Raw genomic sequence first — 15,338 nt, 5'->3', positions numbered from 1 at the left:
CCATGAAGAAGGTCCTGATCGCCAACCGCGGGGAGATCGCCGTCCGCATCGCCCGCGCCTGCTCGGATGTGGAGCTGACCTCGGTGGCCGTGTACTCCGAGCCCGACGCCGATGCCCTCCACGTCCGCCTCTGCGACGAGGCTTACGCGCTGTACGGATCGGCCAGCGCCGACACGTACCTCAACATGGACAAGCTGCTCGACATCGCAGCGAAGGCCGGGGTCGACGCCGTACACCCCGGTTACGGGTTCCTCTCCGAGAACGCCGACTTCGCGGCGGCCGTGCAAAACGCGGGGCTCACCTGGATCGGCCCGTCCCCGGCAGCGATCCGCAGCCTCGGCAACAAGGTCACCGCCCGCGAGATCGCTGTGAAGGTCGGAGCCCCGTTGGTCCCCGGATCCGATGGGCCGGTCGCCAGCGCCGAGGAGGTCCGCGCGTTCGCCGAACAGTACGGTGTTCCGGTCGCCATCAAGGCGGCCTACGGCGGCGGCGGGCGCGGCATGCGGATCGCCCACCGGATGGAAGACATCGACGACGCGTTCGACTCGGCGGTCCGTGAAGCGACGGTCGCGTTCGGGCGTGGCGAGTGCTTCGTGGAACGGTTCCTCGACAAGCCTCGCCACGTCGAGGCTCAGGTCCTCGCCGACACGCACGGGAACGTCGTCGTCGTCGGCACCCGCGACTGCTCCCTGCAGCGGCGCAACCAGAAGCTGGTGGAGGAGGCCCCGGCCCCGTTCCTGACCGATGACCAGCGCACCCGCATCCACGAGTCGGCCCGCGCCATCTGCCGCGAGGCCGGGTACACCAACGCGGGGACCGTCGAGTACCTGGTGGCGCCCGACGGCGTGATCTCCTTCCTGGAGGTCAACACCCGCCTGCAGGTGGAGCACCCGGTGACCGAGGCGACGTCGGGCATCGACCTGGTCCGTGAACAGTTCCGCATCGCCGCGGGCCTGCCTGTCAGCATCACCGAGGATCCGGCGCCGCGGGGCCACGCGATCGAGTTCCGGCTCAATGCCGAGGACGCCGGCCGCGGGTTCCTGCCCTCCCCGGGCCCGGTGGACGTGTTCGAGGCTCCCACCGGCGCCGGCATCCGCGTCGACACCGGGGTGCGCTCGGGCTCCAGCGTCCCCGCCGAGTACGACTCCCTGATGGCCAAACTCATCGTCCACGGCGAAGACCGCCCGCAGGCCCTCCGCCGTGCGCGCGCCGCCCTGGATGAGCTGCGGATCGAAGGTCTCCCCACGGTGATCCCGTTCCACCGTGCCGTGGTGCGGGACCCGGACTTCACCAACCCGGAACGGCTCGGCGTGTACACCACGTGGATCGAGAATGCTTTCGCTGGCCGGCTCGACGCCGCACTATCGAGCGGGACCGCGGGGCCACTCGCCCGGCGGGAAACCCTCACCGTGGAGGTCGACGGCAAGGCGGTCCAGCTGGGCCTCCCAGCCGAGGTCTTCGCCGCGCTGATGAACGGTGGCGGCAACGGCAATGGAAGCGGCACCGCGGGAGCCGCCGTCGCGCAATCCGCAGACACGAACGACGACAACGGCGTCGTCACCGCCTCGATGGGCGGCACCCTGGTGAAGTGGCTGGCCGACGACGGCGCCACGATCACCGCGGGCCAGCCCGTCGCCGTGCTGGAGGCCATGAAGATGGAAACCGAGGTGCTCGCCCAAGTAGCCGGGACGTTCAGCCGCGGCGGGCAGGAGCCGGGTGTAGCCGTCGCGCGCGGCGAGGTGCTGGGCAATGTTCTGAGTGCGGTCGGCTAACATCTGTTGATGACAAGGGGGGAAAGCAATGACAATGACAGCTGCAACCGAGCTGGATAACGGGGCATCGGGATCGGCCGAGCATGCGCACACGGCGGCATGGATCGCCACCGTGCTGCGGGGGCGGATTGCCGCCGGCGAGCTGACGCCCGGGTCGAAGCTGTCCGAACAGACGCTGTCGACGGCGCTGGGCGTGTCACGCAATACGTTGCGTGAGGCGTTTTCCGCGCTGGCCGGCGAATCGATGGTCACGCGGATCCCCAATCGCGGCGTGTTTGTGGCGTCCCCGGGGGTCGAGGAGGTGCGCGAAATTTACCGTGTGCGCCGGATGATCGAACCCGCCGCCGCGCTGTGGGGCGAGGTCACCCCCGAGGTCCTCGAGAACATGGAAGCCATCGTGGAGCGGGCCCAGAAAGCGCGCGACGCCGGATCGGTCCCGGACATGGCCGATGCCAACCAGGCGCTCCACAGCGCAGTCGTCGGCCTGGCCGGCAGCGAGTCGCTGCGGACGCTGATGGATCGGGTGCTCGCGGAGATGCGGCTGGTGTTTCATGCGATGGCGTCGGCCCCCGACTTCCACAGCCATTATGTGGACCGCAATGTGCAATTGGTTGAGCGGCTCCGGGCCGGGGAGCGCGACGAAGCCGCTGCGGGCCTGCGTGCCTACCTCGACTCCGCCGAGGCTGAACTTCTAGGCCACCTCGCCGACGAACCATCCGCCAAGCAACCCCGCACCGCCTAGGGAACCAGGTAGTCGCTGTCCCGGGCGTCGGTGATCAGCATGTGCCCCGGCGCGTGGCCGATTGCCAAGGGTGGCCGTGACTGCATCACCGCCGCCTGCGGAGTCACCCCGCAGGCCCAGAACACCGGAATATGACCCTCCGGAATCTTCACCGCGTCACCGAAGTCCGGCGAACCCAGATCAATACTTAACTCCTCCGGATTCCCCACGTGCACGGGAGCGCCGTGCACGGCCGGGTAGCGGGAGGTGATGCGGACGGCGTCGGCCACCTGGGCCGCCGGCACCGGTCGCATCGAGACGACCAGCGGCCCGGACATGGCACCGGCGGGCGCAGCCTCCCGGTTCGTCCGGTACATGGGCACGTTCACACCCTGGTCGATGTGCGCGATCCGAACCCCGCCGTCCTGCAACGCCGTCTCGAAGGTGAAGGAGCAGCCGAACAGGAACGTCACCAGGTCATCGCGCCAGTGGGCGGTGATGTCGGTGGGCTCGTCCACCAGGATGCCGTCGTGATAGACGGTGTACTTGGGGACGTCGGTCCGGATGTCCCCGCCAGTCAGCAGCGGCCCGGTGGTTTCGCCGGGCTCCAGCACCCCGAGGATGGGGCACGGTTTGGGGTTGCGCTGCGCGAAGAGGAGCAGGTCGAACGCTTGCTCCCGCGGAATCGCCAGCACGTTCACCTGAGCGTAGCCGCGGGACCAGCCCGACGTCGGGCTCACCAGTCCGGCGCGGAACGCAGCCCGCGCGTCGGCTGGCAGCATCGCTGCCGGGTCAGCAGGGCGAGAAGTACCTAGCCCCACAGTTTCGCCAGCCCGGTGATGGAGGTGTAGCCGAGGAACAGGGTGAGGAACCACGTGATGATGCCAATGATCAGCAGCCACTTGGGGTAGACGTAGCCGTGCAGCAGGTCGCGGCGACGCCAAGCCACCCAGAGGAGCACACCGAAGCCGACCGGCAGGATCAGTCCGTTGAACGCCCCGGCGAAGATCAACAGCTCCTGCGGAGCCTGACCAAGGAACACGTAGGCAATTGCGCAGCCAGCGATGAAGACCACGGTGATGAGGTTGCGCTTCCGCTCGGGAGTCTTCGTGGTGGTGATGAAGGAAACCGAGGTGAACGCTGCGCCGATCACCGAGGTGATGGCCGCAGCCCAGAGGACCACACCAAACATCCGCATGCCGATTTCCCCGGCGGCAATGCCGAACGCTTCAGCAGCCATGTTGTCGCTGGTGAGGACCGCGCCACCGGCGACGACGCCGAAGATCGCCAGGAACAGCAGCACCCGCATCAGGCCGGTGACCAGGATGCCGAGGACTGAGCTGCGGGTGATCTCCCCGACGTTGTCGGGACCGGTGACGCCCGAGTCGAGCATGCGGTGGGCACCGGCGTAGGTGATGTAGCCGCCCACGGTGCCACCCACCAGGGTGGTGATGATGAGGAAGTCGATCTGCTCGGGGAGGATCGCGTTCTTGAGTGCTTCGCCGACGGGAGGGGCCGCGACGATGGCCACGTAGATCATCAGGAGGATCATGACTGCACCGAGCAGCACCACGATGCGGTCCATCGCCATGCCGGCCTTCTTGCTGACGAAGATCAGGATGGCGATCACCGCCGAGATGGCACCGCCGATTTTCGGGTCCATACCGAACATGGCGTTGACGCCGAGGCCGGTCCCGGCGATATTGCCGATATTGAAGACCACACCGCCGATGAAGACCAGCCCAGCGAGGAACCAGCCAACACCGGGGATGACCTTGTTGCCGAGTTCCTGGGCGCGCATTCCGGAGACGCCGATGACCCGCCAGACGTTCATCTGCACGGCAATGTCGATCAGGATCGAGGCCAGGATCGCGAAGGCAAACGCCGCGCCGATCTGAACGGTGAAGACTGTGGTCTGGGTGATGAAGCCCGGGCCGATGGCGCTGGTCGCCATCAGGAACATGGCTCCCAGGAGCGCGGTACGCCGAGCGGAGGAGCTCAGCTTCGGTTTGTTCTCGGTATCTGCCATTGGTCCGTCCGTTACGTCAAGGTGACTGGAGTCACATTTTGTATTGGAGACGACCCTACAGGTTGTTGAACAATCTGCGCAAGGTATTGTTCAACAATTTAAGGGATTGACCGGGGCTCACCACCACTGATGCCGACATTCGGCATTCTGGCATTCCCAGTCGGGGGAGCCAAGCTCCCGCTCCCCCGTTTGGAGATTGAGTCGCTCGTCCATGAAGACACAGCAACCGGCAAACACCGTTTTCGGCATCAGCTCCCGCGCGTCCGGCAAAATCATTCCGTAGGCAATCCGCCAGGATTCGCTTCCGCAGACCGGGCATTTGCGGGTGCGCGTAACCTTGGCCTTCTGAATGGGTTTCATGCGGCCATGCTAGATCCGGGCACCGACAATTCAACACCGCTCCAGCAGGACTACCCGCCGTCACCGACCGGAGCCTGAACACTCAGCGCAGCAAGCACCGCTGCAGCATCCACCGGCCGGCTCGGGCTATACCCGGTGAGCTGCTCGAACCGGGCCAACCGGTTCAACACGGTATTGCGGTGACAGTACAGCTCCTTGGCGGTATCGGACACCGATCCCGAACTGAAGTAGGACTGCAGCGTCTCGACCAGCCGTTCCCGCTCATGATCCGAGATCGACGCCAGCGGCCCCAACACTGTGTCGGCCAGCACCGGCCCGAACTCCCCCATTTGGGTCGCCGCCACAAACCCCCAGGCGTCACGGATCGTTTGCCGCCCGGACGATTCCGGAGTCACCGACTCGACCGCCTGCAACGCAATCCGCAGCATCAACGGCACCTCGGCCAGCGACCGGGCCGGCGGCGCGAGGAAGCATCCCAGCGGGTCCAGCCACGGCCGGGTCCCCTCCGGATCCTTGCCGGCACGGGCCGGCAGGTCTTCCATGATGAGGATCAGAGCGCCGTCGCGCTCGTGAAGATACTGCCCGACGCCGGCAGCCAACACCCGCTCCCGGAACGCCTTCTGCGCGTGGTCGGCGGCCACCGCCACAATGAACTGGCTCTCCGCATCCACGCCGAGCGCCCGGGCCGCCTGCCCCAGCAACTGCGGGTCCTTCCCATCGGAAATCAGCAGCCGGGACAACAGGAACGCCCGCTGCTGCTCCTTCGCCTGCGCCATGCTCGCCAGCTCGTCCAGATAACCGGCGTGTACCCGGATGGTGTGGAACTCGACCGCTTCCCACACCCGCACCGCATCCTTGGTGAAATCCGGCAGGGAGGCGGCGGGCACCCTCGCCAGCATCGCCACCCACAGCAGGCGGAAGTCCATCCGGACCGCCTTCAGCAGCGACTCAAGCGGAACACCCTGCTGCGCCCGCCGATGACCCAGGGCAAAGGACACCCCGGTCAGCCGGTCCGGCAGCGGCAACTCCCCCACTAACCGCAGCAGCAACTCGAGGGACGCGACGGCCGTTTCCCGCAGATCCCGGTCGTCAACAGTAGACCCGGCGTACCCCTCAATCTGCTGGACATCCAGCAGAAACTGGTCGGTAATACTGTCGATGTCAGCTAGACAGTCAGCGACAACATCGGACACCACTGACCGGACCGGCGCATTCTCGGACGTATACGGCTCACCATTGGGCATCTGCCCATTCTAACGTTATGGCCAATGGTGTTCACCCATTGTTTACCAACGTGATCCAGACCACCATTAGAGGAGCCGCCACTGTCAGCCGGCCCCCACCCCCAAACCCCTTGGAAGTCCATGCTCGATTTGAAGCTCGTCAACGCCAGCCTCTTCACCCTGGCTGATGCCACCCCCACCGCTACGGCCATGGGTGTGCTGAATGGCCGCATCGTCGGCTTCGATGAAGACGTCATCGACCTCCCCGCCATCCGCACGCTCGACTGCGCGGGCGCCGTCGTCGTCCCCGGGTTTGGGGATTCACACAACCACATGGCGTGGTTTGGACAATCGCTCACCGAACTGGACCTCAGCACCTCTACCACCCTGGATGAGCTGTACGCAGCGGTCACCCAGTTCGCGGAGAACCTCGACGACGACGCCTGGGTGGTCGGGTCCGGCTACGACGACACCGTGCTCGGCGCCCACCCGCACCGGGACGGGCTCGACGCCGCGGCCCCCGGCCGCCCGGTCTGGCTCAAGCACCGCTCCGGCCACCTCTGCACGGTGAACACCGAGGTGCTGGAACGCGCCGGCATCCTCGACCGCTCCGTGGCCACTCCCGAGGGAGGCACCGTCATCACCGACGACGCCGGCCCCACCGGCCTCCTCGAGGAGCAGGCCCAGAAACTGGTCACCGCGCTCGTGGTCCCCTACCCCATCGCCGATCTTGCCGACGCGATCGGCGCCGCGAGCGCCGTCTACGCCTCCGAAGGCCTGACCCACGTCACCGAAGCGGGCATCGGGTCCGGCTGGATCGGCCGTAGTCCGGTGGAACTCGCCGCCTACACCGAAGCCCGACGCCGTGGCATCCTCACCACCCGGGTCCAGCTGATGGCCGCCAGTGACGCCCTGCACCCACTGACTTCCGCCGAAGATGACAAGATCAGCTTCGGCCTGGACCTGGGCCTGACCACCGGATTCGGCGATGACCGAATCCGCCTGGGTGCGATGAAGATCTTCGTCGACGGGTCCCTGATCGGCCGGACCGCAGCCGTCACCGAAGCGTTCTGCGATCATGACCATTCCACCGGCAGCTTCCAGCTCTCCATCGACGAGCTCACGCGCCGCATCATCAACGCCCACGTCTCCGGTTGGACCGTCGCCGCCCATGCCATCGGGGACGCCGCCGTCGACGTCGCCCTCGACGCCTTCGAGGTGGCCCAGAACGAACACCCCCGCAAGGACGTCCGGCACCGGATCGAACACGCGGGCATCGTCAGGCCGGACCAGCTGGCCCGGTTCGCCACCCTCAACGTCACCCCCGTCCCACAGCCACACTTCCTCTACGAGGTGGGCGACACCATGGCGCAGGCCGTCGGCGTCGACCGCGAACCGTGGGTCTACCGGCACCGGTCCTTCCTGGACCAGGGGGTGCGGGTGCCCGGCAGCTCGGACCGCCCGGTGGCTTCCGGTGCCCCGCTGCTCGGCATGCAGTCGATGGTGCTGCGGCAGACCTCCGGCGGAGCGGTACTCGGCCCCGCGGAACGGGTCGACGCCGAGACAGCCCTCCGCGCCTACACCGTCGACACCGCGTGGATGGCCGGCGATGAGAACCACCGCGGCACCCTCGAGCGCGGGAAACTCGCCGACTTCGTGATCCTCTCCGACCACCCCGCCGACGTCCCGCCCGAGAAGATCGGCGCCATCACCGTCCTTGCGACGGTGATTGACGGCGTCGCAGTCTTCGGTGAGGACTACCTCGACACCCTCGAAACTTCTCCCGCCGATACAACACCGACCGTCCGTTCAGAACAGCACGTCCCCACCGAGTACGCCCCCACCACTCAGAAGCAGGAAGTTTGAGCATGCAACCACATGAGGCAACCCAGGGTGAGAAGCCGGACATTCCGATAGTCAGCGGCAAGGACGCGGGCAAGATTGCCCGCGCCGCCTTCGTTGGCACCGCACTGGAATGGTACGACTACTTCCTGTTCGGCACCGCGGCAGCGATCGTGTTCAACCGGCTGTTCTTCACCGAACTCGACCCCACGGCGGCAACTCTCGCGGCGTTCGCCACCTTCGGCGTCGGCTTCGCCGCCCGCCCGATCGGCGCGGTGCTCTTCGGCTACATCGGCGACCGGGTGGGCCGCAGACCGGCCCTGCTGATCACCATCGTGATGATCGGCGTTGCCACCGGCCTGATCGGGTTCCTGCCGGACTTCGGCAGCATCGGCCTCGCGGCCCCCATCATGCTGGCGGTCCTGCGGCTGATGCAGGGTCTCGCCGTCGGTGGCGAGTGGGGCGGCGCCATGACGATCGCCGTCGAGCACGCCCCGATCGAGAAGCGCGGCAGGTACGCGGCGCTGGTGCAGGTCGGTTCGCCCGTCGGCACGCTGATGTCCTCGGGCGCCTTTGCCCTGGTGCTACTGCTGCCCTCCGAGGCGTTCGACACCTGGGGCTGGCGCCTGCCGTTCCTGGCCGCGTTCCCGCTGCTCCTCATCGCCCTGTACATCAGGTTGCAGGTCGAGGAATCCCCGATCTTCCGTGAACTGGTCAAGCTTGAAGAGCGCGCCAAGATCCCCGCCGTCGACGTGTTCAAGCAGGCCTGGGGCCGGCTGCTCGTCGCCATCGCCGCAGCGTTCCTGGGCGTCGGTGGGTTCTACGTGATGACCACCTTTGTGATCAGCTACGGCACCACCACCCTGGGCATGGACCGCCAGCTGATGGTGAACGCCACCCTGGTGGCCGCCGTCGTGCAGATCGGCGTCGTCCTGCTGGTCGGCCGGATCAGCGAGAAGATTGGCCCGGGCCGGATGACCTTCTTCGGCGGATTGGCGACGGCGGCAGGCGCGTTCCCGCTGTTCTGGATGATCGATACCCGCAACCCTGCGGCAATCATCCTCGCGGTCACGATCGGCATTGCGCTGGTCTCCCTGGCGTACGCCGTGACCGGCGCGCTGCTCACCGAACTTTTCCCACCGCACCTGCGGTACAGCGGCGTGGCCCTGGGCTACAACCTGGCCGGCGCGTTGAGCGGGTTCCTCCCGCTGATCGCTGTGGCGCTGCTGGGAGCCACCGACGGTGGGTCGTGGACCGCGTCACTGCTGCTGATGGCGGTTTCGCTGATTACGGCGGCCGGCGGGTTCTTCGGTGAGAAGCTCCGCGTCAAAGACAAAGCGATTGTGCAGTAGTCATGTTGACTCCCGAAATCACGAAACGGATTACCGACGCCGTCGACGCCGCGTTCGACCGCCAGCTTGAGTTCACCGCCGAGCTGGTGCGGCACCCGTCGCTGCGGGCCGAGGAGGCCAGCGCGCAGGACCTGATGTTCGCGCAGATGGAATCTCGCGGGCTCGCCATGGACCGGTGGCAGCTGGACGAGGAAACCCTGTCCTCCCATGTGGGCTATGGGCCGACGACCGTCGCGTTCGAGGACCTCACCAACGTGGTCGGCACGTACACGCCGGCCGCGCCCGCCACCGGACGGTCACTGATTCTGAACGGGCACATCGACGTTGTCCCCACCGGGCCGGAAGACGCCTGGTCGCGAAGTCCGTGGGATGCCGAGATCAAGGACGGCTGGATGTATGGGCGGGGATCCGGCGATATGAAGGCAGGGCTGGCCGCGAACCTGTTCGCGTTCGATGCGTTGCGGGCAGCAGGGCTCGCTCCGGCGGCCGTTATTCACATGCAATCGGTAGTGGAGGAAGAGTGCACCGGCAACGGGTCACTCGCCGCCCTGCAGCGCGGGTACACGGCCGAGGCCGTGGTCATCCCCGAGCCGGAAGAGAACATGCTGGTGCGAGCCAACGTGGGCGTGATCTGGTTCAAGGTGCGCGTCTCCGGGCGGCCGACCCATGTGCGAGAGATGGCGACCGGGTTCAACGCGATCGACGCCGCGTACACGGTGATGGGCGATCTGCGGGAGCTGCAGGACAAGTGGAATGCCGACAAGGGCAGCCACCGGTACTTCGAGGACCTGGATCATCCGATCAACTTCAACATCGGGATGATCTCCGGCGGCAACTGGCCGTCGAGCGTGCCGTCCTGGTGTGAGTTCGATGTTCGGGCGGCACTGTATCCGGGGGTCACGGCGGCCGATGCATGGTCGCAGATCGAGGACTGTCTGAGGGACTCGACGTCGGGCGCTGAGGTGTCCGCGGTGCGGAGCGGCTTCTTCTCCGAGGGCTACGTCCTAGAGGAGGGGTCCGACGCCGAGGGTGTCCTCGCGTTGTCGCATCAGGAGGTGTTCGGGTCGGCTCTGGAGTCGTTCACGACGCCGGGCTACCTGGACGGACGGGTGTTTACCCTGTACGGCGGGATTCCGACGCTGGTCTATGGGCCGGTGTCGGAGGCGATCCACGGGTTTGATGAGCGGGTACACGTCGAGTCGGTCCGGAAGGTCACGAAGGCGATCGCGTTGTTCATTGCCGAGTGGTGCGGGGTGACTGAGACTGCGTAGGTCTCTGGAACTACCTGATGGCACGGCATTCAGCTAGTTTCCGAAGTTAGATCGGCTCATTGAGAGGTTCGACTACGGGGCCTGAGCACAGCACCCTTTGCTCAGACCTTCAATCTCGTAGAAACCTTGTTCGACTCTAAACCAATGTATATAGAAGTCGGCGGTTAGTGCCGACCACGGAGACACAGTGGACAATTTTTCCAGAGCGTGGTTTGTTAGGGAATCTGAAGCTAACCAGTACGATCCAGAGTCTGCAAGACTCCGGAGTTCGTTCGAGGCACTACCAAACCAACTCAGATCAAGGGGACTACGAATAGCTACTGAGAGCTAAGCTGTTGCTCATGAGTGAAACGAAACGTTGGTTTGATTCGATCCAGCAAGAAATCGCACACGATTACGACGATGCGCAACTGACTCACAAAGAAGACATTCAAAGGTCGGGCCACGAAGGAGAATCCACGTGGGTAGACCTCTTATCGAAATGGCTTCCACAGCAATACGGTGTGGGATTGAGGAAATACATCATTGGTAGCGATGAGACCATCAAACCATTTGAGACGGATTTAGTCGTATTTGAGCCAGCGTACCCGCAGCATCTACGCTACAGGGCCAAGGTTCACGCAGGCGGAATAGCCGCTGCGTTCTCAGTTAAGCTCACTGCTCGCAAACGACACTTCAAGGAAATTGCAAATTGGTCAAGGTCACTTTCAAAACTGAGCTCTGTCGACATCACAACCGTGGAGGGCCAGCTAATCTCCGGAATTCCTACAGGATTCCTGGCCCATTCACATGACCTCGGCACCGAACCGGTCGATAATTTGGCTACCGGCTTTGAAAAGATGGCTGACTCGGCCGTTCATCCACGTGACCTCGTAGATATCGTCTGCGTAGCAAGCATCGGGACGTTGACTTGCTCGCGCGCTTCCTACATACCTCAATCACAGTATGCCCCAGGAACAAGCGATTATGTGATGTCCAGCTACATCAGGATGAATGATGAGCAAGAATATGGCGCTGTTGCTCACTTCATCGTCTCCTTGTACGCCATGTTAGGAAGAAGCGACCCCTCAATGCGTAAGTTCGCAAAGGAACTCGCTCAAGTAACAGAGACGGGCCAGGGGAGAGGCACGCAACGTAAGTGGGATCCAAGCCTGGTCTACGACGAGGACTTCTTGATCAATCGGAGACATCACCTTTTTAACGAGGGAAGCCCACGTATTCTCTGAACTGTTCAGACCCGGTGGGGGCGAACCGGTTTGCACTAAATGGGAGTGGCTCAGGCATGTTGTGCCGTGGGTGACCGATAACCTTGCCATATAGGACGATAGAAGCGCATGAAGCCGAATGCCTTGGTTGGCATAGGCTCTCGACGAGCGGCAGCGGGAACCGAGAAATCTGAACTTCTGTCTACGTGCGCGAATGAGTCGGAGGTATAGATGCATTACAGAAAAGGTGGACCACGAGCTTCAATAGCAACCTGGGACAAGTTCAAGTCTGAAACTAGGAAAATAGACCGCGACAGCCTTCTCTTGCAAGCCGCCGCAACAACTGCCGAAATCACTCTCGATACGCAGCCCATTGACGAAGCAAGGCAGGGAATCACGCCTTGGAACATCGCCGATGTTGCCCGTACCTCACTTGCTTGGGGCTCGTTTGCCCGACCTAAAGCGAATATCAACGACCTAAAACGTCTCTGCAATCTAAACGCCAATCTCGTTGACGAAGGTCTCGGCCTCCAACACGACCCGGGTGCTCGACTCGCACGGATATTGACTAGGATCTTCTTCGAACAATTCCCCGGACAGCGTTCGATAATGACTGAGCTTTCTCGCTCGATACTATTGTTCGGTTCTGCTTCTCAGCACCTAGATGATTTCGAACCTGAAGCTATGTCTGAAGGTTGGTTCGAAACCGTAACGAACGGACTGACCTTTGACGAGTATGTTAGTGCAATATTCCTCATCGACGTCATCACACGGGAGAATCAAGGTAGGTTTTCGCTCGACTGGCTTGACGCCCCGAATTTTCACGGCTTGGAAGAAGTTATTTCTTTCGATGCCGTTCGTCGGACATTCGTTGAGCATCTAGGGACTACGATCAAAGATTTCAAGAAGGCTAATCGAGGGCATCAAGGGGACGTTCCCGCCCCTCAGAAGAAGTACACATTTAATCCTCTATCCGACAAGCCTTTCATTACAGATGTCGCGGACGTACCTGTAGCACCATGGGTCCAGGCAATTGTTTCAAAGACACTACCTCCAGCAATTTATCACCTTGCAAGACCGGTGCTCGGGGATCGCTTCACTCGGGATCTCGGGTCGGTTTTCCAGCAGTACACCGGTCGGCAGCTGGCTCTCATCGGAGGCGAACGGCAGGTTGTATCGGAGGTTAATTATGGCACGAAACACTCGCGAGTCGACTCATGCGATTGGTTCCTAGAGCTTCCTGACAAATTGGTTCTAATCGAGTGCAAAGCTAGGCAACCAATAGAGTCGTTCCGCATCGCGGGTGCGGATTGGATGAACTCGATAGAAGCCAGTATAAATCGTGGTATCAGACAGCTCGATCGCTCGAACCGCGATATTGACCAGATCAGCGCTACATGCTCGCAGATTGATTCGAGAAAGCCCCGATTTGGACTAGTCGTCACGCTCGAGCCTTTCTATTTGGGCCAGAACTGGGTTTTAGCAGAGAGTTTGCAGAAATCGGACTTTCCGGTCGGCGTGGTATCCATCGCGGAACTCGAATCGCTAGTCATGCTCACCTCCGATGAGCTAGCAGTAGCACTTCAAGAGGCTTCAGATGAATCGGAGAGTAATTACATCTTTCCTAACCCGGCATCCGTCATACACGCGGACCGCGAGAATCCGCTTATTGAAGCTACATGGGATTCGATCCCCTTTTTCAGAAGGGCTGAAAACATTATCGCTCGCTATAGGTCCGAGAGAAGGTCCGATTGATTGCCAGTGGTCATATGGCCCTGTCGTGGCAGATAGTCGATAGGGTTCAATCCACTATCTAACGTTGAGGCTGAGTCTCGTCGCTTAATTGCCATGGCGCGAGGGCGCTGCATAAATGGTGTGCATCAGATGATGCATTTGATCGTCTACAGGGGGTCAAGTTCTCCTTCGCACAGGCTCCGCACGACGTCGGTCAGGACATGCAAGCCGGTGACGATGTCCTGGTCCGTGGTGTACTCGTGTTCGTTGTGGGAGATGCCTTCGACCGAGGGGACAAAGAGCATGACCGTTGGAACGATGTCCTTCATGTTGGTGGAGTCGTGCCCTGCCAGTGTCTTCACCCGCGCGTGACTGACGCCGCGGTTGGCCGCAATCTTCTCCGCGAGGGCGACAGCTTCAGTTTGGTAGGGCGTGACCGGCCAGCAGTGGGAGCCGACTTTCTCGATCTCGACCTGAGCGGAGCGTTCGATCTGTTCGATCCGCTCGTGCAGCATCCGATCGGCGTCCTGGAGCAGCGCTTCGTCGGCGGAGCGCAGATCCAGCAGGAGGTTGACGCGTGAGGGGACGACGACGGGTGAGTTGGGGTAGACGTCCAGCTGGCCAACTGAGGTGTGGACGGCACCGTCGGGGAAGTGGTCGGCAATTTCCCGTGCTGCGACGACGAGCAATGAGGCGCCAAGAAGGGCATCATGCCGGTCAGCGATGATGGTGGACCCGGTATGGGCCTGCTCTCCGTGCACCACGAACTCATATTTGTTTGCGGCCCAGTTGGAATCGACGACGCCGATAGCGATGCCGTCGCGTTCCATGCTGCGTCCTTGCTCGATGTGGATCTCAGCGCAGTAGGCTGCCTGTGGTCCGGAGCCTTCGCCAAGAGCATTGGTGGATACCAGCGCCTCCCTAACGGTAGTTCCAGCCGGATCGGTGGTGGCCAAGGCCGCGTCAATGGTCATTTTGCCGGTGTAGACGGAACTGCCCATCATCGATGGCTTGAACCGGGAGCCCTCTTCGTTGAACCAGTTCACGACTGCAAGGTTGTAGCGGGGACTGTTGCCGCTCGCCTGCCATTCGGCGGCGAGGCGGAACGCGGCGTGTGCTGCGGCGAGAACACCGTAAGCACCGTCGTAGCGGCCAGCGGTGGGCTGGGAATCGAGGTGGGATCCGACGACGACGTAGGGCATGTCAGTTTCGAGTTCTAGTAGCCCGAACTGGTTGCCGATCTGGTCGCAGCTGGCGGTGAATCCATTTTCAGTCAGTAGCTGGGTGAACCAGGCACGCTGTTCCCCGTCTGCTTTCGATCCGGCCTGCCGGTCCACTCCTCCCCCAGGGGAGGCACCAAAGGTACTCAGAGTGGCGAAGTTCTCGAGGAACGCAGCATCTGGCCCGTCGAACTGGGAGGGGTCGGTTTCGGGTACGGCGCCCTTGCTCATTTTGCAGATCCTTCGACTGATTTAATGTTTGTTCAATCGTCGCAGTCAACCGTCGTGCGGACACCGGCGCTTAACAACCAATTTCCCGTTTCGGGTTGTGCCGCTGCCCATCCCCTCAGCAACACTGTAAGAATCGCCTTCGTTCGCCATTGTTCCTCCTTATGCTGAAAGCCCTCGCCGAGTTTCAAGGGTTTGCTCAGTACTCCATGCGTTATAGGCCCCCAGAGCGAGGTCACCGACCCGTTCCAGTAACGCCTCCGGCGATTGTGTCAAGCACCGGGTTTGGTGGAGGGCTTGTTAGACCCGTTCCATCATTTTGATGGTCGGGAGTTTTGAGTAGTAGATGGTTTCGGCTTCCACCGGTGGTCGGTAGCCGAT

12 protein-coding genes are annotated in these 15,338 nt (G+C 62.8%); 7 read left to right on the top strand and 5 right to left on the bottom strand.

What is annotated here, in order from left to right; genetic code table 11:
* The first annotated feature begins 2 nt into the window (after positions 1-2).
* Both ACX80O_RS15480 and ACX80O_RS15475 read left to right on the top strand, forming a co-directional pair.
* Positions 3-1,772: an acetyl/propionyl/methylcrotonyl-CoA carboxylase subunit alpha gene (locus tag ACX80O_RS15480; protein WP_459333985.1), complete on the top strand. Its 1,770-nt coding sequence runs from the start codon at positions 3-5 to the stop codon at positions 1,770-1,772.
* A 28-nt stretch (positions 1,773-1,800) separates the two neighbouring features.
* Positions 1,801-2,514, top strand: coding sequence for a GntR family transcriptional regulator (locus tag ACX80O_RS15475; RefSeq protein WP_459333984.1), 714 nt, complete (start codon positions 1,801-1,803; stop codon positions 2,512-2,514).
* Here ACX80O_RS15475 and ACX80O_RS15470 read toward each other — a convergent pair.
* From ACX80O_RS15470 to ACX80O_RS15455, 4 genes are all read right to left on the bottom strand, one after another.
* On the bottom strand, positions 2,511-3,275 hold the full coding sequence (locus ACX80O_RS15470; RefSeq protein WP_459333983.1) for a putative hydro-lyase: 765 nt from the start codon (positions 3,273-3,275) through the stop codon (positions 2,511-2,513). The genes ACX80O_RS15475 and ACX80O_RS15470 overlap by 4 nt on opposite strands.
* 29 nt (positions 3,276-3,304) lie before the next feature.
* Positions 3,305-4,522, bottom strand: coding sequence for an NRAMP family divalent metal transporter (locus tag ACX80O_RS15465; RefSeq protein ID WP_459333982.1), 1,218 nt, complete (start codon positions 4,520-4,522; stop codon positions 3,305-3,307).
* Positions 4,523-4,639: 117 nt separating this feature from the next.
* The gene (locus ACX80O_RS15460) at positions 4,640-4,882 is read right to left on the bottom strand and encodes a hypothetical protein (RefSeq protein ID WP_459305125.1); all 243 of its coding nucleotides are present in this window, start codon (positions 4,880-4,882) and stop codon (positions 4,640-4,642) included.
* 50 nt (positions 4,883-4,932) lie between these two features.
* A complete protein-coding gene (locus ACX80O_RS15455) occupies positions 4,933-6,126 on the bottom strand; it encodes a PucR family transcriptional regulator (protein WP_459333981.1) in 1,194 nt (397 codons plus the stop codon).
* A gap of 120 nt (positions 6,127-6,246) precedes the next feature.
* Here ACX80O_RS15455 and ACX80O_RS15450 point away from each other — a divergent pair, with 120 nt between their 5' ends.
* From ACX80O_RS15450 to ACX80O_RS15430, 5 genes are all read left to right on the top strand, one after another.
* Positions 6,247-7,971, top strand: a complete 1,725-nt coding sequence (locus tag ACX80O_RS15450) for an amidohydrolase (protein WP_459333980.1) — start codon at positions 6,247-6,249, stop codon at positions 7,969-7,971.
* A 2-nt stretch (positions 7,972-7,973) separates the two neighbouring features.
* Positions 7,974-9,299: an MFS transporter gene (locus tag ACX80O_RS15445; RefSeq protein ID WP_459333979.1), complete on the top strand. Its 1,326-nt coding sequence runs from the start codon at positions 7,974-7,976 to the stop codon at positions 9,297-9,299.
* A 2-nt stretch (positions 9,300-9,301) separates the two neighbouring features.
* Positions 9,302-10,570 carry an ArgE/DapE family deacylase gene (locus tag ACX80O_RS15440; protein WP_459333978.1) on the top strand — a complete coding sequence of 423 codons (1,269 nt, stop codon included), beginning with the start codon at positions 9,302-9,304 and terminating at the stop codon, positions 10,568-10,570.
* Between the two features lie 341 nt (positions 10,571-10,911).
* Positions 10,912-11,796, top strand: a complete 885-nt coding sequence (locus ACX80O_RS15435; protein WP_459333977.1) for a DUF6602 domain-containing protein — start codon at positions 10,912-10,914, stop codon at positions 11,794-11,796.
* A 210-nt stretch (positions 11,797-12,006) separates the two neighbouring features.
* Positions 12,007-13,530, top strand: a complete 1,524-nt coding sequence (locus ACX80O_RS15430; RefSeq protein ID WP_459333976.1) for a hypothetical protein — start codon at positions 12,007-12,009, stop codon at positions 13,528-13,530.
* 146 nt (positions 13,531-13,676) lie between these two features.
* Here the strand turns inward: ACX80O_RS15430 and ACX80O_RS15425 are convergent, their stop codons facing one another.
* Positions 13,677-14,960 (bottom strand): M20 family metallo-hydrolase, encoded by a 1,284-nt coding sequence (locus tag ACX80O_RS15425; protein WP_459333975.1) that lies wholly within the window; start codon positions 14,958-14,960, stop codon positions 13,677-13,679.
* Between the last annotated feature and the right edge of the window lie 378 nt (positions 14,961-15,338).

The sequence above is a fragment of the Arthrobacter glycogeni genome, assembly GCF_054511155.1.
Note: the sequence above shows the minus strand (reverse complement) of the source record. Positions and strands in the feature narration are given on the sequence as shown.